A 19618-nucleotide genomic window follows, 5' to 3' on the forward strand; every position below is an offset into this window, starting at 1 on the left:
AGCGCCCGTTCCATGCGGAGCGATAATAGCCCTTGGCAGCACCTGATTCCGACGGCATTAGTAGCAAAACGACATAAAACGAAAAAGAACGAAAGCGAGGGGATGGATGAATGGCCGGCAAAGCCCGTTCGGCACCGTTGCAGTGGCGTTGCTCACCCTTTGCACAGCGGGTGCAGGCGGCGAAGGAGCGGCTTGGGCAAGCTCGGAGCAGACCTTCCCGCAGCGCGCCACGGCCTTTGCCGACAAGCCCGCCATTGCCGTCGGAACCGCCTGGTATCCCGAACAGTGGCCAGAGGCGCAGTGGGAAGCCGACCTGAGCCTGATGCGGCAATCGGGTTTCAACACGGTGCGGATCGGCGAATTTGCATGGAGCCGGATGGAGCCTGCAGAAGGCCGGTTCGATTTCGACTGGCTGGACCGCGCCATAGCTGCCGCACGGCGCCACGGAATGATGGTGGTGATCGGCACTCCCACCGCAGCGCCGCCGGCCTGGCTCACGGCCGCCTACCCCGAGGTTCTGCGGGTTGACGAAAACGGTGTCCGGGCCGGGCACGGCGGGCGGCGGCACTTCTCCTTTGCCAGCGCGCGATACCGCGAATTCTGCCGCCGGATCGCCACCGAACTCGCTCGGCGCTATGGCCATGACCCCGCGGTGGTGGGCTGGCAGATCGACAACGAGGTCGGCCCGCCATCGTTCGATCAGGAAGCTGTCAATGCGTGGCACGCCTTCCTGCAGAAGCGGTACGGCACGATCGAGACGCTGAACCGGCGCTGGGCCACGCAGTACTGGAGCCAGCATTACAACAGCTTCGAGCAGGTCCCCCTGCGCGCAAGCGGGCAGCAGAACCCGGGTCTGCTGCTCGATTTCAAGCACTTTGCCAGCTTCATGTGGACCGACTACGTGCAGAGCCAGGCGAAGGCGCTCCGTCCGCTCGTGGACCCAAGGGCTTTCATCACCACGAACACGATGTTCTGGAACGCCGGGTTTGACCACTTCGAGATGCACCGCGGTCTCGATCTGGCGGCATGGGACAATTACATCCCCGAGGGACGACCCGACTGGGTGGCCAACGGCGCGAACCACGACCTCGTTCGGGGCTACCGCCAGCGCAATTTCTGGCTCATGGAAACCCAGCCCGGGCGTGTTGACTGGGCGGGCGTAAACCGCGCGCTCGATCCCGGGCAGGTGCGCGAAATGGCATGGCAAGCCATAGGGCACGGCGCCGATGCGGTGTTGTACTGGCAGTGGCGGCCAGCGCCCAACGGGCAGGAAACCTATCACGGCGCGGTGCTCGGGCAGGACGGCCGGCCAAGCCCCATCCAGCCCGAAATCGCCCGCACCGCCACGGAGTTGAACTCAGCCGCAAACCTGCTGGCGGACACGACGCCATTAGCCAAAGTCGCCATGCTGTTTTCCTATGACAGCCGCTGGGCAATAGACCTGCAACGCCATCATCGAGACTTCGACCCTGTAAAGGCCTTCACCGCGTTTTATCGGCCGCTGCGGGTTCAGGCGCAGGGCGTGGACGTCATCTCGCCCGGCGCAAACCTTTCCGCCTATCGCCTTGTAGTCGCGCCGGATCTCATGGTGTTGGACCAGCGCCAGGCCGACGCGCTCGCGGGCTATGTGCGGGCAGGAGGCAACCTTGTGCTCGGGCCGCGTTCGGGGATGCGGGACGATGCCAACGCCCTGTGGCCGCAGAGGCAGCCCGGCCCGCTTCGCTCGCTGCTGGGGGCGGAAGTGGCGCAGTATCACGCTCTGGACGAAGGGGTGAAGATCGCCGGCGCCGTGCAGGGAGGGGCAACGATCTGGGCAGAGGAAATGGTCCCGCTGGCGCGCGACGTGAAGATTATCGCCACCTATGCCGACAGCGGGGGCTGGCTCGATGGCAAGCCGGCCATCGTCACCCGCCGGGTGGGGCGGGGTAGCATCACCTATGTCGGAGCCTGGCTCGATCCGGTGCCGATGGCGCAGCTCATGGCAGGGCTGCTTGCCGAAAAAGGGATCGCGCCTTTCATTCCGGACACGCCTGCGGATGTTGAGGTGGCGGTCCGCGCCGGCGGCGGCAAGCGCGTGCTGATCGCGATCAACCACGGAAGTGAGCCGCACCCGATGTCTCTACCCGCCTCGGCTGCCCTGAGGGGAGGGGACTGGGTCGACGGACAATTGGCCGCTCACGGGGTGGCCTGGTTTGAATTGCAAAAGGATGCACGATGAAAGCTCAGGCCCTTTCCCTGGCAGCTGGCGCGCTGTTCCTTGTCGGTGCGACCCCGGACAAGGAGCAATGGGTCCCCGGCTGGTCTGCCCCGCCCATCGCCTACGAGCCGAACAGCCGCGATAACCTTGGAATCGGCCGGCCGCTGAAGGACGAAACGGTGCGGCAGGACCTGCGCGCGGGTATCGCCGCCCGGCAGCTGCGGGTGAGGTTGACGAACGAACTGGCGGACGATCCCTTGCGGATCGGAGCCGCATCGGTGGTCCGGATCGATGGGGCCGGGGTCCCGGTGGCTGGAAGCCTGCGCATGCTGACGTTTGGCGGCGCGCAGGCGGCGCGGATACCGGCGCGGGCGCCTCTTCTCTCCGATCCGGTCGACTATCCCGTGGCAGCGGGTGAACGCCTTGCGGTTTCGGTCTACTTTCCAGACGAGGCAACGCCGCCGGCCCACGCTCAGATGGTCGATCTTGCCAGCGGCAACGTGGTGGGGGCAACCACCTTGCCGCGTGCCCGGCGGGTCCGCGCAGCGGGCATCGTCAGCGCGCTCGAACTGTCAGGCACGGCGGCGCGCCGGGTTCTCGTCACCTATGGCGATTCCATCACCGAGGGGGCCGGCGCCACTCCCGGGCAGGCGATGAGCTGGCCGGACCAGCTCGGACGGATGCTCGCGGCCGACCGTCGCGGCCGATGCTGGGCGGTCGCCAATGTCGGCATCAGCGGCAACCGGCTGCTGAACACCGGGCGCGGGCCTAATGGTCTGGCGCGCTTCGACCGCGATGTGCTGTCGGTCCCCGGCGCAACGCACATCGTGATTCTGGAAGGGATCAACGATATCGGGAAGGTCCGCGATCCGGCCGAGCGGCAGCCCGCAGCCAGCGAAATCATCGCAGCCTACGAGCAACTGCTGGCAAGGGCGCAGGCGCAGGGTCTGCGCGTGATCGTTGGCACCCTGTTGCCGTTCGAGGGCGCGGCCTATGCAGACGGCGCCGCGGAGGAGCGGCGCCTCGAGGTGAATGCATGGATCCGCGCCAACGCGCGCCGTTTTGACGGCCTGATCGACTTCGACGTCGCCATGGGGGAGCCGGGCCAACCCAAGGTCATGCGGCTCGCGGAACAGGTTGGCGATCACCTGCACCCGAACGATGTGGGTTACGCCCGCATGGCCCGGACAGCCTTGCCCGCAATCCTTCGGCAAGGCTGTCCATGACCAGACGGGTCAGCGTTCAACCCGGATGAGATAGGTTGTGGTCGCGGGGGTGCCGACGGGAATTTCCCAGCCGGGCTCGATCATCTTGGCGGAAATTTCCTTGCCGATTGGACGCGCCGCGCCATCCAGCGGCTGGGCAAACACGCCGACCGCACCTTCAAGGTCCTTGAGCTGGACCCAGCCGGTCACGGGCTCGATCAGGGTGGGGGCGGTGCCCCAGTCGGTCAGCATGGAGCGGCGTGCATCCCATTGTACCCCGGTGTTCTGGGTTCGGCTGGTCACCGTCAGTAGCAACCGGTTCGCGAGCTGAACCGGCTTCCCGTCAAGCGATGACAGGGTGATCGCGGCGAAGGTGTTGCGGATGTCAGCCGAAAGGTGCCGGGTCTGCATTGCCGGGTTCGCCTCTACGAAACCGACCAGCGCCTGGCTGCGGGGCGTGTCCACCCTGAAAATGCCCTGTTTGCCGTCTGTGGTTTTCCAACTGAGCTGGCCGGTATCCGACACGATCGGATTCGCGGGCGGAAGGGCAGCCGGCAGGGAGGGCTTGCAATCGAGACACGAGACACGTGATCCGTGGGTCAGCGGTATGGCGGGATCGAAGCCCGGAGTGTAATAAGGCATCGCGGCGCGCGGCATCCGGGCCGCCTCGCTGATCTGGTCGGTCGAATAGGCGCGCGTGACGACCTGGTTCGCTGCGGCGACATCACCCCGCAGGAACAGCATGGCTCCGACCGGCATCTGCGCCATTTTCACGGGATCGAGCGTCATGTCGAAGTAATCGGCGATGGCCGGCTGCCATTGGCCGCTGATCTTCGTTTCGAAGGTATAGAAGAATATGCCGTCCCAGTCCTGCAAGGCCGCATAGGAGGCGAGGATGGGGATCATCTCTGCGCCGTATTCGCTGGGGAAGGGATGGTTCACTTCGCTGACGGTGAACGGCTTGCCAACCACGGCGCTGCGGGCCAGCTTCTGAATGATCGACGTGCCGGGGCTGTTCACCATGGGCTCGTTGCGCCGGCCATAGATCGCGGGGTGCTGCCAGTAAACATGGGCATCCATGATGTCCGACCGGATGGCGGTTCGCATCAGGGGCTGATTGGCGATGAAATAAGTGTGGTCGGCGGTCGGCACGATCGGGGCCTTCACGCCAAGTTCCTCGCGCAGGAACCGTTTCATATCCGCGTGAAAATCGATTTCGACCTGGGTGATGAAGGCCAGTTCGGCATCCAGCCGCAGGCGCGGTGCGTCCGGATGGTCCCCGCGCCGCATCAGGGGAACCTGCTGGCCGGCAGCAACTCCGGCCATTCCGCGCAAGGCGGCGATCTGCGCCTGCGTGCGGTTCCGGGCCAGCCACTCATTGTACATGCTGGTCAGCAGCGACTGGTAGTGCGGGCTCATGTCGAGCTGAAGGTTTGCGCCGCCCTGCTGGCGTTCACCGCGCAGCCAGTTGCGCATCCAGAACTCAAGGAGCGAATTTTCGTTCACCACCTCCACCGTCATCACGGCGGGATCGTCGGCATAGCGAAGGCCGGTGTAAGGATTCTGGTGCCCCAGTAATTGCCGGGCATACTCCTTTTGCAGGGCCACGAGTTCCGGGCCGAAATAGGTATATGCCTTCGCGTTGCCGATCAGATCGACATCGGGCACCCCGTCACCGGGGCGAAAGACCCGGCCGACGTTCAGGTTGAAATTGACGTAAATGCCATTCTTCTTGAGCTGGGCGAACCAGTAGTCGAGCCGTTCCAACTGCTGCGGGTTCAGTTCGCGGCTGGTGTTTCCATCGCGTATCAAACCGCGAGGCGCATGGGTGAAAGGCCCTGCCTTCGGGCCGAGGCCGGATCCACCGTCACGCATGGGGGAAACGGAGTCCGGCCGGTCAAGGAAGTGCATCCGCACGCAGTTGACCCCCAGCCTGGCGAGCGCGCCGGCATAGGTTTCCGCGTCCTTGTGCGAAGGGATCTCCTCGCCGCCGATGGTCCATCCTGTAAGGTTGACGCCCCAGCAGCGGAACCGTTGTCCATCGGCGCGATAGAGGTGGCCACCCCGCACCTCGATGAAGCCATGGCTGCCGGCCGGCCCATCCAGCAGGAAACGCGCGTCTGCCCCGGAATCCCGGCGTGCTTCGTGATCGACGGTGAAGGGCTGCATCGCAATGTCCTGCGCTGCCGCCACGCCGGCCACGGCCGTACTCGCCAGCGCCATTGCCACCGCAAGTGCGCCGGGCTTGTTGATCCTCGACATCCGTACCTCCCGAATTGCCGCGCTGTCAGCGCAGTCTGATCTTCAGCGCATAGGGATAGGCTCCGTCCCCCGCCGGGGGCAGGGTGACCCGCAGGCCCGTTGCGGTTTGTTCCCAGCTGATCTGTCCGCCGCCAAGCAGGTCGACCTGCCGGATCGGTGCCGACAGATATGGCGTGCCGGCATAGAGTGTCTTGATCAGCACGACCCCGTCCCGAGGGCGCGACAGGCCCAGCGCATAGAGGGAATCGCCTTTCGTGGTGAAGCGGATGTCGGCCGGGGTATAGCCCTTTACGGCGGACTCCTCGACCTGCCCGCCCACGCGTACCTGGCCCGAACGGGTCGGTCCTTCGCCGAAGAAGTGGAAGGGGCGAGTGCTATAGATCGCCTCGCCATTCACCTTCAGCCAGCCCCCCATTCCGTGCAGGACAGCTTCGATCTCCGAGGGAATGGTGCCGTCCGCTTTCGGTCCGACGTTGAGCAGCAGGTTTCCGTTCTTGCTGACGATGTCGATGAGGTCAGCCACCAGTGACTGGGGGGTGCGGTAGCTGTCGTTTGCGGCATAGCCCCAGCTTTTCACGCTAATCGAGGTGTCGGACTGCCACGGGGTCAGCTTCAGGGCGTCGGTCTTGCCGCGCTCCATGTCGAACAGCGCGCTGCCTTCGGCGAATTGAGAGCCCTTGTAGGCAATGATGCCGGGGCGGCCCCACCCGGCCGAGCGGTTGTAATAAAAGGCTGCCGTCTCGCGCATCAGCGGCTCGAACGAAGGCGCTGCCGTCCACCAGTCGAAATAGATCAACTCGGGCCGATACTTGTCCACCAACTCGGCTGTGCGGGCCATCCAGTCGTCAAGGAAGGCACGGTCCGGCGGCAGCCAGCCTTGCAGTTGCTCACCGTCCGGCCAGCTCTCCGGACGATCGGCGGGGAGGCCCATGGGCGCGGCCGGACCATAGATCCCGGCGAAGCGCGGGTCCTTCACGTCGGAATCGAAGGTGCGGCCCATGTAGTACCACCACCAATGCTCCGCCCGGTGAGAGGACAGGCCGAAGTGCATGCCGGCGGCCCGTGCCGCCCGGGCGATCTCGCCCGTCGTGTCGCGTCGTGGACCCATGTCCGCCGCGTCCCACCCGGTGAGGTCCGAAGAGTACATGGCGAAGCCATCGCAATGCTCCGCCACAGGGACGACGTACCGCGCGCCTGCTTCCTGGAAGAGGCGGATCCAGGCGGCCGGGTCGAACTTTGCCGCGGTAAAGCGCGGGATGAAGTCCTTGTAGCCGAACTGCGCCTGAGGGCCGTAGATGGCGAGATGGTGCTGGTACGCCGGGTTGCCCGGAACGTACATATTGCGGGAATACCACTCGTTCGCGAAGGCCGGGACCGAGTAGACGCCCCAGTGGATGAAGATCCCGAACTTGGCGTCGCGGAACCAGTCCGGCGTGCGGTAACCTCGGCGCAGGTTGTCCCAGTCGGGCCTGAACGGGCCGTGTGCAATGCCCTTGCGAACGGTCTGCAACCGGTCTGCAACGGCGGCGGAATAGTTGGCCGGCTCGGCCGCGATCGCATGGCTGGCGTTACCGGCAGCAAGGACCGCCCCCAGCGCGGCACAGGCATGCAGCAGCCGGCTGTGTCGGCGCGCAGATCTTTTCATTTTTCTCTCCCGCTTTTCTCGGGGTGCGTCAGGTGATCCGGGCGATGCTCATGGCCAGTTCGGCCGGTTCGAACACCTTCTTCCAGTCATCGCGCAGCAGGGCCGGTTTCCCGAACTGTATCGCCTTGTTGCAGGCATCGGAAAACTGGCCCGGCACCTGCTTGAAGATCACCGCCGCCAGAATGTTCATGTGGCCAAGCAGGAAATCCCGCGCGGCCTCTGCCGGAACGCCGCGCGCCACGACTTCGTCCATCGCCTCGCGCATGGTGTCGAGCAGCGTGGCGCAGACTGTTTCCGACAGGCCCGGCTCAAGCAGGGCCATCTGCTCCACGTTTACCCGGTGTGAGCGCAGGATCGGCGCCCAGATCGTCCGGGCGATGGCCTCACCAAGGGCAAAATGGTCTTCGGGACCCTGCATCAAGGCGTTCACGATGCTTTGCCGGGCGTGAAGCCCGCCGAAGCGGTCTGCGCGAGCCGCGGGGTCTGTCTCGTCGCTGAAGATGGGGGGATGGCAGGGATGGGTGACGAAATAGGTGAGATCGTCGCGCGCGGGCAGGTGCCCGGCAAAGGGGGCGGCGGCATCGAGCGCCATGACCATGGTCCCGGCCGGCAGGGCGGGAGAAATCTCGTGTGCTACGGCCCCGACGTGGATGTCGGGCACCGCAAGGACAACGACGTCAACCCCGTCCAGCGCGGCGGCCTGCTCAGTACAGGTAACGCCCAGTTCCTCGCTGAGCCGAACCCGGCCAGCCTCGCTCGGCTCGACATGGCGAACGTCGTAGGCGCTCCCCTGAAGGTTGCGGGAAAGCCGCAGGCCCATTTTCCCGCCAGCGCCGAACAGCGCGATTGCCACCATGACAGTTCTCTCCTCCACTGGATGTCACATGGTATAATGGTATGATGAGTTGCGCAAGTGTTTGCCAACCTCGCTCGATTGCGGCACCGCTGGGAAGTTGGGCACGCTAGAGGCCGGAGGATGGACGAGGATCTGTTGTGCAGCCTGTACGGAACGGCGTGCCCGCCCGCGCCGGCGAGGCGCATTGCCGTGGGGAAGCTTTCGTTCGAGCTGGTCGAAGGCAACCTGCGGGGCCTGCGCGTGGGCGGAGTGGAGGTCATCCGCGCGGTCCAGTACCTTGTACGCGACAGCGGCTGGGGGACCATGATTCCCCAGATCGTCGATCTTTCGGTCAGCGAGAACGCGAGCGTGGCCGAAGTGCGCTACAAGGCGCGGTGCAGCAGCCCGGACGGGGCAAGGCTGGACTACGAGGCCAGTATCGTTGCGACCGGCAACTCGCTGGATTTTTCCGTCACGGCCTGCGCCCTTGACGACCTGAAGACCAATCGCCTCGGCTTCTGTGTGCTTCACCCCGCTGCTCTCGCCGGAGCAGGGCTGACGGTGGAACATGGGGATGGCCGGGTGGAACGCGCGTGCTTTCCGGACCTGATCGAGCCGTCGCAACCGTTCACGGACATTGCGGAGATGATCCACGAGCAGGACGGGATCACCGTGATCTGCCGCCTTTCGGGCGACAGCTTCGAGATGGAAGACCAGCGCAACTGGTCGGACGCATCGTACAAGACCTATGTTCGGCCGCTTGCGAAGCCGTGGCCCTATGTCGTTCCGGCCGGTTCTGTCGATCGGCAAAGCGTCAGCATAGCGGTGGCTGGCCAAGCGGATTGCCCGGCGGGCGGCGGTGGCGAGCCGGTCGAACTGACGATGGGTGCTTCCATCGGCGTCATGCCGCGCATCGGGCTGGTGTTGACGCCTGAGGATGCAAGGGCAATGGCCATCCACCGGGCCGCATTCTCCGATCTGGGGGTGCAGGACCTGCTGCTGAGCCTTGCCGCTCACCGGGGGGAGGGGCTGGCCGAACTCGCCGCGTTCGCTCATGGGGTGAATGACCTGCCGCAGCGGCGCACCCTGGAATGTGTGATCCCGGGCGGGGAGGACCCCCATGCCGAACTGAGAGACGTTGCAGCCCAGGTGGCTGACGCAGGGCTGAAGCTGGACGCCATTGCCGTCTATCCCGCGCCCGATCTGATGTCGACGCCGCCCGGCAGCGCCTGGCCCCCGTGCCCAGCTCTTGCCGACGTCTATGCCGCTGCGCGGGCGGCCTTTCCCGGTTTGCCCGTGGGCGGCGGAACCTTTGCCTATTTCACCGAACTGAACCGCAAGCACCCGCCGCTCGGGTCAGTCGATTTCGTGAGCCACGCGACGTGCCCGATCGTCCACGCCGCCGATGATCTTTCCGTGATGCAGTCTCTCGAGGCGATCCCGGCCATCCTGCGATCCGGCCGGGCGATCATCGGCGACAAGCCCTACCGGCTGGGGCCCGTGACCATTGCCATGCGGCACAATCCTTACGGGGCGGCGGCCAAGGCAAATCCCGAAGGGGCACGAATACCCATGGCTGACGAAGACCCCCGTCAGGACGGCGCCTTCGCAGCCGCGTGGACTATCGGTTATGCGGCCATGACCGGCGCGGCACGGCTCGACACCCTGACATTCGGTGCGCTGACCGGCCCGCGCGGGGTGATCGGCGAGGGCGGCCGGCGGCCTGTGTTCGAGGCGGTGAAGGCGCTTGCGGCGTTGGCGGGGGCGGCGCGGCACGCATGCGGTTCTTCGGCCCCGCAGCGAGTGGTGGGGCTGGCTGCAGGCGGGCGCGTGATCGCAGTCAACCTGACCGCCGCCGTGCAGACGGTCAGGGCCGGATCCGGGCTGTTGACGCTTGAACCCTTTGCCTTTGCCGAGGTTCAGGACTTTTCCGCGCTTTCCGGATGCGCGTAGAGGTGGCTTGAGCGGGCAAGGTGGCCGGTTAACGCCTGTTCCGCTCCATCCGGATCGTGAGCGGCTATCCGCTCGATCAGCAGGGAATGCTCGGCCAGCGTCCGATCACCGTGGCCCTGCCAGATCAGCAGGTGCGAATGATACTCCTGTAGCCAGCCCAGCATCATTTCGCTGACCGCGACGTAGATCGGGTTGCCGGTGATCTGTGCGATGCGGATGTGAAACTGCATGTCGGCATGGATGAAGGCGGTCGCATCGCCGGCCAGCTCGGTTTGCCGCGCATGGATGGCGCGCAGATCGGCCACATCTTCGTCCGTCGCCAGTTCGGCCGCGCGCCGCACCATTCCGCGTTCGAAGAAGCTGCGGGCCTCCTTGAGGTGTTCCAGCGATTCCGGCGAGGTGGACAGGAGTAGCTGCGCCACCGGATCAAGCTGGCGCATTGCCGAAGCGGCTGTCAGGTGGCGAATCCTTGCGCGTTCGCCGTGGCTGATTGTGACCAGCCCGAGGTTTTCCAGCGCCTGCATCGCCTCGCGGATGGCGGGGCGGCCCACGGCGAAGCGGGTCATCAGTTCGCGCTCGGAAGGCAAGGCATCCCCCGGCGCAAATTCGCCGCTGGCGATTGACGCCCTGAGGCGATCGAACACCTCATCGGAAAGCTTGCGCCGAACGATCGGCTGGTGCTGCTCTGTGGTCACTCTGGGAACTGCCTCGCTGTGCTGTGGCCAAGGTGATAGCGGCCTCGCCCGCATGACGAAAGCATCAGCATGACAGAGTCCGGCATGGCGTTACCATGGCCGGGACCGGGCAACGGCAATGCCGCGCGTCTCGTTTGGCCATTTCCCGCTCACCGCACAGTAGAAATGGTAGAGCGTTCCATCGTGGTGGATGACGGAAGGCTTGTGCGCGTACTTCTCGTCGATCGTGCCCGGAGGGCCGACATCCACCAGCACTTCGGGCGCTTTGTGGAAGCGGGTCGGGCTGCTGCCGAGCGCCAGCAGTTCGCGGGCGAAGCCGTCACCTGCCAGGCCGAAGTAGTACATGCCCCAGAGCCCGCGGTGTGAAACGACGACCGGGTCGCTGGCAAAACGGAAATCGGGCGCTGTTCCATCGCCGTTGCCGATCAGCGGATTTGCCGGGTGGCGGGTCCAGGTGACAAGGTCGCGCGAGGTGGCAAGCCCGGTCTGCTCCTTCCATGGCCGGCCAGTCGTCTTGGCGTTGTAGTAGAGATGGAAGGTGTCGCCCACCTTGATCAGGTAGGGCTTGTAGAGGCCGCCCCGTTCCCATTCCGCGCCATCTTCGGGGCGGAGGATCACCGGGCCGCGCTTCCAGCGGAAGAGGTCGTCGCTCCACGCGAGGCCGATCACGGCAGCGCCTTCCTCGTACCCGGCATTTGGGTAGGCGTGCCATGCCGCCAGGTGGCGGCCATGCACTTTCAGCAGCCGCGCGGGCGATTGCAGCTCGTTCTCGCGCAGGATCGAGGCACAGGCGATGTTGAACCGGGTCACCGGGTCAGCCGGATCACGGGCCATGATCACGCCCAGCCGCGTCCAGTTGATAAGGTCGGGCGAACTGCAGATGCCGGTCTGGTAGCCGGTCCCGTCGAAACCGACGTAAGTGAGGTAAAAGGTGTCGCCGACCGAGAACACGAAGGGGCAATCAACGGCCTTTTCGTCAAAGCTGCCGGGTATGCCCGAGCCGCCCAGTATCAGCTTGGGGTATTTCCATGGCGTGCGAAACGGCGCTGCGGGGTTTGCCGGTTGCCGCGCCCAGGCCATGTCCGGCCATAGCGAGATGCCGATCGCGCCTGCAGAGGCTGCCATTGCGGTTCGGCGGTTCATTCGCATGGCAAGCTGCCCTTTCTCCATCCCGCGTGCGTGTTCTGCGGTGCATATTGCGTCCGGGACCAAGAGGTGTACTGATATGATGAGTTGTTGAAAAGCCCACCTGCGCATTGGCGAGGGGGCAGGGGAGAGCATGGACGATGATTGCCAGCCTGACAGCCGCGCTTCTCACCCTTCAGGCCGCCCCGGCGGCCGTCAGCGCGGCACTGCCGCCGCGTGATCCCCGCAACTGGCCAACTCCGGTGATGGACCGGGTTGCGCCGCGGTTGCCGCCGTTGCGCCACGGCGCGGTGCTGATCCTGTCCAAGACCAACGGCTTTCGCGATCCGGAGCAGATTGCCGCTGCCACTTCCGCCATTACCGAGATCGTCCGCGAGAGCGGCCGTGACGCCTTCGCCACCGAGAACGCGGCGGTGATGAACCCACGCGACTTGCGCCGGTTTTCGACCGTGGTGCTTAACAGCACGTCGGGCAACATCTTCGACGATGCCCAGCGTGCCGCCTTTCGCAGGTGGGTGGAAAGGGGCGGCGGCGTGGTCCTGCTGCACGGGGCGGGCGGAGATCCTGCCTATGACTGGGCGTGGTATGCGCAGACGCTGATCGGCGCGCAGTTCATCGGGCATACCGGCCGGCCGATGCAGTTCCAGCAGGCCACGATCGACGTGAAGGACAGGACCAACCCGGCCACCCGCGACCTGCCCGAGCGGTGGACCCGAACCGAGGAGTGGTATTCCTTCGACCGGGTTCCGGCGGGGCAGGGCACCCGCATATTGGCCACCCTTGACGAGAGCACGTACCAGCCGTTTCCGGAGCGGACCCGGATGGGCGCCGTTCACCCGCTGATCTGGACGCGCTGCGTTGATAAGGGCCGGGTCTTCTTTTCGGCCTTGGGTCACAAGGCCGAAACCTATGCCGAGGCATTGCATCGCAAGCTGATTGGCGGCGCGATCCGGTGGGCCTCGCGCCGCCAGGGTTCAGGTTGCTGAGCCGCAATCCGGGCTCAGGCGGTAGCGGGTTGTCCAGGCTGTCCGCTTTCAACTCCTGCTGAGATGCCGTCTTCCATGTCGGCTTCGAGTTCGTCCAGCGACTTGCCTTCATTGCGCGGGGCGCCGATGAAGCCGATCACGCCGCTGACGAACAGGAACCCGGTGAGGATCCAGGCCAGCGTCTGGAAGCCGGTGGCGGTGAGCAGCGGCACGAAGAAGCTGAACACACCCAGCGTAATCCGCACGATGCCGAACATCAGCCCCTGCGCGGTACTGCGCAGCAGGGTGGGGAACATCTCCGCGCTCCACAGCTGGAAGAACGACTGCGCGCCGAAACCCTGCCCGAAGCTCATCAGGAATACGTGAAGCAAGGCCATGGGCAGGGTCAGCGGGAACAGCGCCAGAAGCGACATGCCCACGACCTGAATGACAGCCGACGCGAGGAAGAGCAGCCGCTGGTTCACCCTGTCGGACAGTTGCATGAAGACCAGCCAGATCGATGCCATGCCGATCAGGAAGCTGAGCGACTGGACCCCCACGGCCGTACCCTGGCTCTGGTTGCCGACGGTGCGCAGGATATAGGGGAAGAAGAAGCCGTTGGTCCCCGCCCACAGGTTCCACATCCCGTACATGCCGGCGAGGAAGGCCATCGGGCCGAGCCATTTCAGCTTCATCAGGTCCCGCACGCGGGCCGGCTTGGCGCCGGCCCCGGCCGCTTCTGCCTCGGCCTGCGCATCGAGCCAGCGGCGCGATTCCTTCATGCGTGAACGCAGGAAAGTCAGGGCAACCGCAAGTATGGCAAGGTGGGCAAAGACGATGCGGGCGCCAAGCAGGCCAAGCGGTTCAAGCACCAGGAACATCAGCAGGACGACGACCGGGCCAAGGTACCAGAGCACCTGCGCCACCCCGCTGTGCTTGCCGCGCGAACCCTTGGGGGCCGTTTCGGCAATCAGCGACCATGAGGCCGGAATGTCTGCCCCGACCGCAAGGCCGACCAGGAAGAAGCCGATCAGGATCATCCACGCGTTCATCGCAAAGATCAGCCAGAGCATGCCGAACGCGTAGAACAGCATGTCGTACTGGTAGATCCGCTTGCGTCCGAACAGGTCGCACAGCCGCCCGCCGATGAAGGCGCCGAGTCCCGCGGAAATGGCGTTCGGCCCGAGCGCGCCGATCAGCCCGACGAACTCGTTGCTGAGCTTGTACGCCTCCATCCACAAGGCCAGCGCGGCTGACCCGGCCACGATGGAGCCGGCGTCGATGTAGTTGGCCAGGCCGGCAAGGATGGTCGCCTTCCAGTCGTCGCCCTGCGGCTCTACCCCACCCGGAGCGGGGGCTGCTTCCTGCATGTGTCGCTCTCCACGCTTATTGCTCTAACTTATATGATGAGTATGCCATATGCTACTATGGCGTAGCGCGCTAGTGGTGCCGCAGCGGTTGGGTGGGAGAAAATGGATATGGTGTTCTCGCGGCGGGGTATGATCAAGGGCACACTCGCAACAGGCGCGGTGATCGCGGCGCCTCGCGGCGCGGCGGCGGGGGTTCCGGCCCCGGTGGAGAGGTGGGGGCTTCACGAAGTGACCCTGACTGGACCCGCGAACGGCAATCCCTTCATCGATGTGGACCTTGCCGCAATGTTCAGCAATGGCCGCATTTCCGTGGCGATACCCGGGTTCCATGACGGCGAGGGCACCTATCGCATTCGTTTCAGTCCGCCGCAGACGGGCCGCTGGACATGGACGACCACCAGCAATGCCAAGGCGCTCGATGGGCGCACCGGCGCTTTCGACTGCGTGGCGCCGAGGGCAGGCAACCGTGGGCCCGTGGAAATCACCCCGGACGGGTACCACTTTCGACACGCCGACGGCACGCCGTTCAAGCCAGTGGGCACCACCGCCTATTCGTGGGCGCTTCAATCCGATCAGCGCTGCGCGGAAACGCTGAAGACCCTGGCCGCCAGCCCGTTCAACAAGATTCGCATGTGCGTGTTTCCCAATGTCGCGTCAGTGGCCACCCACCCGTTCGCGCGCACCGGGTCCGGGCCGAAGGATTGGGATCCGGGCCGTTTCGATCCCGCCTATTTCCGCCGCTTCGAAGACCGGATCAGAAAGCTGTGCGAACTGGGCATCCAGGCCGATGTCATCCTGTTCCACCCCTATGACAAGGCCCGCGGCTATTCCGACATGGCCCGGCCCGACGATGAACGCTACCTGCGCTACGTAGCAGCCCGGTTCGGCGCGTTTCGCAACGTGTGGTGGGCCATGGCCAACGAATACGACAACGTAGAGAGCAAGTCGGTTGCCGATTGGGATCACCTGTTCGGCGTTCTAGTTGCCGCCGATCCGCACCGCCGCCTGCGTTCGATCCACCAGATCGACACCTATTACGATCACCGGAAGCCGTGGATCACCCATGCGAGCATCCAGCACGGTGCCGTCGCGCTCGACGACGGGCGCGTACACCCTCACCGCAATTTCGCGCAGAAGGCGGTAATCTTCGACGAGGTAATCTACGAAGGAAACTCGTCCAAGCGCTGGGCCAACCTGAGCGGCGAGGAACTGGTCGAGCGCCACTGGTGGGGAGCCCTGGGCGGGTGCTACGTCGGTCACGGCGAGGTCATCACCAACGACGACAATGCGGACGAGTCCTGGCTGGGCCAAGGCGGGCGACTTCGTGGCACCAGCCCACCCCGCCTGGCCTTCTTGCGCCAGTTGCTGGAAAGTGTCCCCGGCCCGGGGATCGACCCGATCCAGCAGTTCTGGGACTATCACCTGGGTGGCCGAGAATTCACCTGGTATCTCCGGTATTTCGGCCGTCAACGCCCCATCGAATGGCCGGTCGTCCTGCCGATCCGGGCAACAGACCCCCACGATGCCTACTGCGTCGATGTGATCGACACCTGGAACATGACGATCGAGCGCCTTCCCGGTGTGTTCCAGATGAGCCAGCTGAACACTTACGATTCGCACGACCCGGCCCGGCCGACCATTTCGCTGCCGGGCAAGCCTTACATGGCCGTCCGCATCGAAAAGATGGGAAAGCCATTTCGATAGAGATGATGCCGTCAAGTTGGGTAGGGTAGGGCCTCAGATCGGTTCAAAGGTGCCCTTGTTCTTGAGGGCCAGAAGCGCTGAGGAGTATTCTCGCTTTATTAGCTCGACAACGGTTTGGTGGCACCGGTTCAACAGGAACGGAAAACATGTTCCGAGAAAGGCTGCTTGTCTTGGATGAGAGCTTTGGAAGGCGGCCAAACGGAACGGACATGACTTTAGATCCCCGCCCGCGATGTGGGGGAGGATGTGTGTTCGAATTATAGAAATGGTCCCTTGATCGGATGCATATCGAACTTTTTCCTCGTTCCAAGCGTCGAAGCGCGGCAACTGGTCGCGCGCTATCGCGCCGCGTTTCTGGACGCAGCGTGATGACGCGTCTCTGTCTGTAGGTCATCGGTTCGGGCGCCGGGCTGCTTCGAGATCGCCGCAAGTGGCCCGGCGTGATGTTCGTGTCCCGGGTCTAGGGTGACGGAATTCCGTGGCACGTAGGCGCGAAGGTTCAAGTTCCATTGCGGAACGAGTGGCACCGCGCGCTTTCCGGTTCGTTCATCCACTCACCCGTGATCAAGGATCACGAATGATCAACCGTCTTCTGATCCAGACACGACACAGGAATTCCGTAGCACGTGACAGCGGGGTGCCCCTTGCAAGATCGAGGCGATGGCCTGCTGCCTGGTTCGTTCATTCAGGTCGCGGCATGGAGCAGAAGCTATCATCTACCAGTGCCGGGCCGAGAGGTTCGCCGCTCCGTTAGGAGACTTAGTGCATGGCACCCTCGGTTTGGCCTTGATGGAAACCGCGTAACTGAGATTTTCGGCACAAAAAAGGGAGTGGGCACGTTAGTACCGAAGTGAGATCCTGTCGTGTCGCTTTTGGGCACTGTCGTGCCGAAATACGCGTGGCCGCCGGTTTTGATCTGCCGTTGCAGGTGGCTCGAGGCGCAGAAGTCGCGAATCGCACCATAGAAACAGGGCGCACGCAGGCAGCATGGCGATGGTGATACGCCTGGCGCGTTCCAGGACTGTTGACGATGACTTGGCCGGGCCTGCCTTCGCGCAAGGCCAGTGTCAGGCACCTCCTGCCCAAACCAGGCAGGAGCAATACATTGCAGAAATCAAATAAGGTCACCTCCCAGTCCACCCGTCGTCGCGGGCGCAAAACCCAGCCGGTCGTGCCGCAGGCCGTACTCTATGCCCGCGTCTCGACGCTCGAGCAGCAGCGCGAGGGCTATTCGATCCCGGCCCAGGTCAAGTTGCTCGAGGATTACGCCGCGCTCAACGGCATCGCCATCATGAGCACCCACATCGATGTGGAAACGGCTCGCAAGCGCGGTCGCACGGCCTTCGGCGCCATGCTGGGATTCCTGCGCCGCAATCCGCAGGTCCGCATCCTGCTCGTCGAGAAGACCGACCGGCTGTATCGCAACCTCAGCGACTGGGCGACGGTCGATGACCTCGGCGTCGATGTGCATCTCGTCAAGGAGAATGCCGTCATGTCGCAGGCGTGCCGATCTTCGGAGAAGTTCGTGCATGGGATCAAGGTGCTGATGGCCAAGGCCTATGTCGACAACCTGTCCGAGGAGGCCCGCAAGGGCATGCTGGAAAAGGCACGGCAGGGGCATTGGCCCAGCTTTGCCCCGATCGGCTATCGCAATGTGCAGAATGACGCGGGGCGTAAGGTGATCGAGGTTGATCCCGTGCTCGGTCCCCAGGTGGCGCGCCTGTTCGAGTGGTTTGCGACCGGAAGCTATTCGGTGAAATCGCTGACGGCAAAGGCCGCGGCCGCAGGGCTGGGCTATCGCAAGAGCGGTAGCCGGCTCGGATCGTCAGCGGTCTACACGTTACTCCGCAACAGGATCTACACCGGTCGCTTCGACTGGAACGGTGAAACGTACTCCGGAGTACACGGCCCTTTGATTTCGCAGGCCTTGTGGGATTCGGTGCAGTCCCTGCTGGATGAGCGCGGTCCCGGCAAGCAGCACAGCCACATTGCGACCTTTCCGTTCCACGGCTTGATCAAGTGCGGCCATTGCGGCTGTGCGATGGTCGCGGAAATCAAGAAGCAGCGCTACATCTATTATCATTGCACGGGCTATCGCGGGAAATGCCCCGAACCCTATCTGCGCCAGGAGCGGCTGGAAGCGCACCTGGTGTCAGCCCTCCAGCGGCTGCATTATTGCACCACTGCTGCGCTGCGGATCGAACAGGCCATCAAGGGGCAGGGGAGGGGAGGGGCCGCCCAACCCCGCGATAATGCGGGAGTCACGTCCATCGTGCGCGACGACGAGCGGATGATCCGACAAGGTCTGGAACTCATGGAAATGGCGCGTCTGGCGTTTCTTGCGCTGCCGGGCCTGCCGATTGTCCAGAAGCGTCGGATGTTGGGGCTGCTGCTCGGAGAATGCACCTGGGCCAATGGTGCCCTCACGGTCAACTTCGCTGCGCCATTCGACCTGCTCGAGGTCTATGTTGGAACGGTGAGCCAGGACGGTGACGCGGACGAGTTGTTGGCGGCCATCGCCATGGCCTTTGGTCGGCCCGCGGCAGTCGTCAAGCAATTGATCGCCCGGTACAACGCGATGGTCCGTTGTCAGCAGGGTGAGGCGGAGCGAGCGCGGACAGGGGAATTTGCCTGGTCGGATCCTGAGGTCGCCGCGGCGTAAGGAGCTTTTCTTGCTGAACATGCTGGCGGTGCGCGGATCGCAGCTACTGTTGGTATCTCCGGCGGCTCGAAAGAGCCGCAGGAGGAAGGCATTGTAAGACAAAGGCGACAGTGGCTTGCCTACCGCGCAGATGTCGACGGTGCCGCTAGCCTATCGGAGGCTGACCGGATAACTGTCTGTGAAACTCGAGGCAGGCTATGACATTTCCAACCGACTATGTGGCATTGCTCGAAAAGTTGGCTGTCGCGTTCACCTACTACGAGGATGAGGCGGGGCGCGCCCCGTTGCTGGTGGGCGGGGCTGCCACCGCGATCCTGACAGCCGGCGCGTTCATGTCCGGTGATTTCGATGTCGTGGCCGGGAATGACGAGGCGTTTGCCCACGCCATGGAATTGGCCGGTTTCAAGGCGGATGCACGGCCTGGTCGCTTACAGGGTGGCTACTATCACCCCGACTTTCCCGAGTATGGGATTGAACTTGTTTCGGGGCCGGCCTTTGATGGCAGGTCGGATCGAGGACGTGTCCTGAAGCCGGTTTTTCGAGGCGAGCACAGCCTGACGTTGCCCGCGATCGAAGATCTCATCGCTGATCGCCTTGGGCAGCATGCCGTGGCCAGCCCCTCCGACGACAGTCGTCTTCGCCAGGCGCAAATGCTCTTGGCGATGGCAAAATCCATCGACTTGCCTTATCTGGAACGACGTGTCGCTGAAGAAGGCGGCGATTTCGGATTGCTCGATTTGAGCGTTTTGACGCGATGAAGGAGGTGCAGGAATGAAATTCGATTTCTACGCCTTCATCGCTGAGGCCGAACAGCGCAAGCGCAACCTGGGTATTCTCGACGATCCTGCCGCGACCGAAGCCCTGCGCAACAAGGGTGGGGCCCGGACCCCGCGCAAGCGGGCGATGCTCGAGCGGATGAAACAACGGGCGCGGGCCGTCGGCCGTAAGCCTATCACCGCGCATTATTGATCGGCCAGTT

14 protein-coding genes are annotated in these 19618 nt (G+C 64.2%); 8 read left to right on the forward strand and 6 right to left on the reverse strand.

What is annotated here, in order from left to right:
* The first annotated feature begins 106 nt into the window (after nucleotides 1–106).
* Nucleotides 107–2218, forward strand: a complete 2112-nt coding sequence (locus tag H7F51_RS01645; RefSeq protein ID WP_185662454.1) for a beta-galactosidase — start codon at nucleotides 107–109, stop codon at nucleotides 2216–2218.
* A complete protein-coding gene (locus H7F51_RS01650; protein ID WP_185662455.1) occupies nucleotides 2215–3423 on the forward strand; it encodes an SGNH/GDSL hydrolase family protein in 1209 nt (402 codons plus the stop codon). Before H7F51_RS01645 ends, H7F51_RS01650 begins: the two co-directional genes overlap by 4 nt.
* A gap of 9 nt (nucleotides 3424–3432) precedes the next feature.
* Here H7F51_RS01650 and H7F51_RS01655 read toward each other — a convergent pair whose 3' ends face one another.
* The 3 genes from H7F51_RS01655 to H7F51_RS01665 are packed head-to-tail and all read right to left on the reverse strand — an operon-like array spanning nucleotide 3433 to nucleotide 8165.
* Nucleotides 3433–5664 carry a hypothetical protein gene (locus H7F51_RS01655; RefSeq protein ID WP_185662456.1) on the reverse strand — a complete coding sequence of 744 codons (2232 nt, stop codon included), beginning with the start codon at nucleotides 5662–5664 and terminating at the stop codon, nucleotides 3433–3435.
* 25 nt (nucleotides 5665–5689) lie between these two features.
* Nucleotides 5690–7309, reverse strand: a complete 1620-nt coding sequence (locus H7F51_RS01660; protein ID WP_185662457.1) for an alpha-L-fucosidase — start codon at nucleotides 7307–7309, stop codon at nucleotides 5690–5692.
* Between the two features lie 28 nt (nucleotides 7310–7337).
* Complete coding sequence (locus H7F51_RS01665; protein ID WP_185662458.1) at nucleotides 7338–8165, reverse strand: phosphogluconate dehydrogenase C-terminal domain-containing protein; 828 nt, start codon at nucleotides 8163–8165, stop codon at nucleotides 7338–7340.
* 120 nt (nucleotides 8166–8285) lie between these two features.
* Here H7F51_RS01665 and H7F51_RS01670 point away from each other — a divergent pair, with 120 nt between their 5' ends.
* Entirely contained in the window at nucleotides 8286–10097 is a 1812-nt protein-coding gene (locus tag H7F51_RS01670) for a D-apionate lactonase family protein (RefSeq protein ID WP_185662459.1), read from the forward strand.
* On the opposite strand, the gene H7F51_RS01675 is transcribed toward H7F51_RS01670, so the two are convergent.
* Complete coding sequence (locus H7F51_RS01675; RefSeq protein WP_221773944.1) at nucleotides 10064–10792, reverse strand: transcriptional regulator NanR; 729 nt, start codon at nucleotides 10790–10792, stop codon at nucleotides 10064–10066. The genes H7F51_RS01670 and H7F51_RS01675 overlap by 34 nt on opposite strands.
* Nucleotides 10793–10882: 90 nt before the next feature.
* Nucleotides 10883–11917, reverse strand: a complete 1035-nt coding sequence (locus H7F51_RS01680) for a glycoside hydrolase family protein (RefSeq protein WP_246447581.1) — start codon at nucleotides 11915–11917, stop codon at nucleotides 10883–10885.
* 161 nt (nucleotides 11918–12078) lie between these two features.
* Between H7F51_RS01680 and H7F51_RS01685 the strand changes: the two genes are divergently transcribed.
* Nucleotides 12079–12924 carry a ThuA domain-containing protein gene (locus tag H7F51_RS01685; protein WP_185662462.1) on the forward strand — a complete coding sequence of 282 codons (846 nt, stop codon included), beginning with the start codon at nucleotides 12079–12081 and terminating at the stop codon, nucleotides 12922–12924.
* 14 nt (nucleotides 12925–12938) lie between these two features.
* Here the strand turns inward: H7F51_RS01685 and H7F51_RS01690 are convergent, their stop codons facing one another.
* Nucleotides 12939–14273 (reverse strand): MFS transporter, encoded by a 1335-nt coding sequence (locus tag H7F51_RS01690; protein ID WP_185662463.1) that lies wholly within the window; start codon nucleotides 14271–14273, stop codon nucleotides 12939–12941.
* A 129-nt stretch (nucleotides 14274–14402) separates the two neighbouring features.
* Between H7F51_RS01690 and H7F51_RS01695 the strand changes: the two genes are divergently transcribed.
* From H7F51_RS01695 to H7F51_RS01710, 4 genes are all read left to right on the forward strand, one after another.
* Nucleotides 14403–15977 carry a DUF5605 domain-containing protein gene (locus H7F51_RS01695; protein WP_246447583.1) on the forward strand — a complete coding sequence of 525 codons (1575 nt, stop codon included), beginning with the start codon at nucleotides 14403–14405 and terminating at the stop codon, nucleotides 15975–15977.
* A gap of 1030 nt (nucleotides 15978–17007) precedes the next feature.
* Nucleotides 17008–18639 carry a recombinase family protein gene (locus tag H7F51_RS01700; protein WP_185662464.1) on the forward strand — a complete coding sequence of 544 codons (1632 nt, stop codon included), beginning with the start codon at nucleotides 17008–17010 and terminating at the stop codon, nucleotides 18637–18639.
* Between the two features lie 197 nt (nucleotides 18640–18836).
* Nucleotides 18837–19397, forward strand: a complete 561-nt coding sequence (locus tag H7F51_RS01705; protein ID WP_185662465.1) for a hypothetical protein — start codon at nucleotides 18837–18839, stop codon at nucleotides 19395–19397.
* 13 nt (nucleotides 19398–19410) lie between these two features.
* Nucleotides 19411–19608, forward strand: a complete 198-nt coding sequence (locus tag H7F51_RS01710) for a hypothetical protein (protein ID WP_185662466.1) — start codon at nucleotides 19411–19413, stop codon at nucleotides 19606–19608.
* Nucleotides 19609–19618 lie beyond the last annotated feature (10 nt).

The organism is Novosphingobium flavum (assembly GCF_014230315.1).
In the GTDB taxonomy this organism is placed as follows: Bacteria; Pseudomonadota; Alphaproteobacteria; order Sphingomonadales; family Sphingomonadaceae; genus Novosphingobium; species Novosphingobium flavum.

What these genes read in the sequence shown, in the direction of transcription:
- H7F51_RS01690 (WP_185662463.1), bottom strand. Translation starts at nt 14,273, where the DNA reads ATGCAGGAAGCAGCCCCCGCTCCGGGTGGGGTAGAGCCGCAGGGCGAC.
- H7F51_RS01710 (WP_185662466.1), top strand. Translation starts at nt 19,411, where the DNA reads ATGAAATTCGATTTCTACGCCTTCATCGCTGAGGCCGAACAGCGCAAG.
- H7F51_RS01645 (WP_185662454.1), top strand. Translation starts at nt 107, where the DNA reads ATGAATGGCCGGCAAAGCCCGTTCGGCACCGTTGCAGTGGCGTTGCTC.
- H7F51_RS01705 (WP_185662465.1), top strand. Translation starts at nt 18,837, where the DNA reads ATGACATTTCCAACCGACTATGTGGCATTGCTCGAAAAGTTGGCTGTC.
- H7F51_RS01650 (WP_185662455.1), top strand. Translation starts at nt 2,215, where the DNA reads ATGAAAGCTCAGGCCCTTTCCCTGGCAGCTGGCGCGCTGTTCCTTGTC.
- H7F51_RS01665 (WP_185662458.1), bottom strand. Translation starts at nt 8,165, where the DNA reads ATGGTGGCAATCGCGCTGTTCGGCGCTGGCGGGAAAATGGGCCTGCGG.
- H7F51_RS01685 (WP_185662462.1), top strand. Translation starts at nt 12,079, where the DNA reads ATGATTGCCAGCCTGACAGCCGCGCTTCTCACCCTTCAGGCCGCCCCG.
- H7F51_RS01700 (WP_185662464.1), top strand. Translation starts at nt 17,008, where the DNA reads ATGACTTGGCCGGGCCTGCCTTCGCGCAAGGCCAGTGTCAGGCACCTC.
- H7F51_RS01695 (WP_246447583.1), top strand. Translation starts at nt 14,403, where the DNA reads ATGATCAAGGGCACACTCGCAACAGGCGCGGTGATCGCGGCGCCTCGC.
- H7F51_RS01655 (WP_185662456.1), bottom strand. Translation starts at nt 5,664, where the DNA reads ATGTCGAGGATCAACAAGCCCGGCGCACTTGCGGTGGCAATGGCGCTG.
- H7F51_RS01680 (WP_246447581.1), bottom strand. Translation starts at nt 11,917, where the DNA reads ATGGCAGCCTCTGCAGGCGCGATCGGCATCTCGCTATGGCCGGACATG.
- H7F51_RS01660 (WP_185662457.1), bottom strand. Translation starts at nt 7,309, where the DNA reads ATGAAAAGATCTGCGCGCCGACACAGCCGGCTGCTGCATGCCTGTGCC.
- H7F51_RS01670 (WP_185662459.1), top strand. Translation starts at nt 8,286, where the DNA reads ATGGACGAGGATCTGTTGTGCAGCCTGTACGGAACGGCGTGCCCGCCC.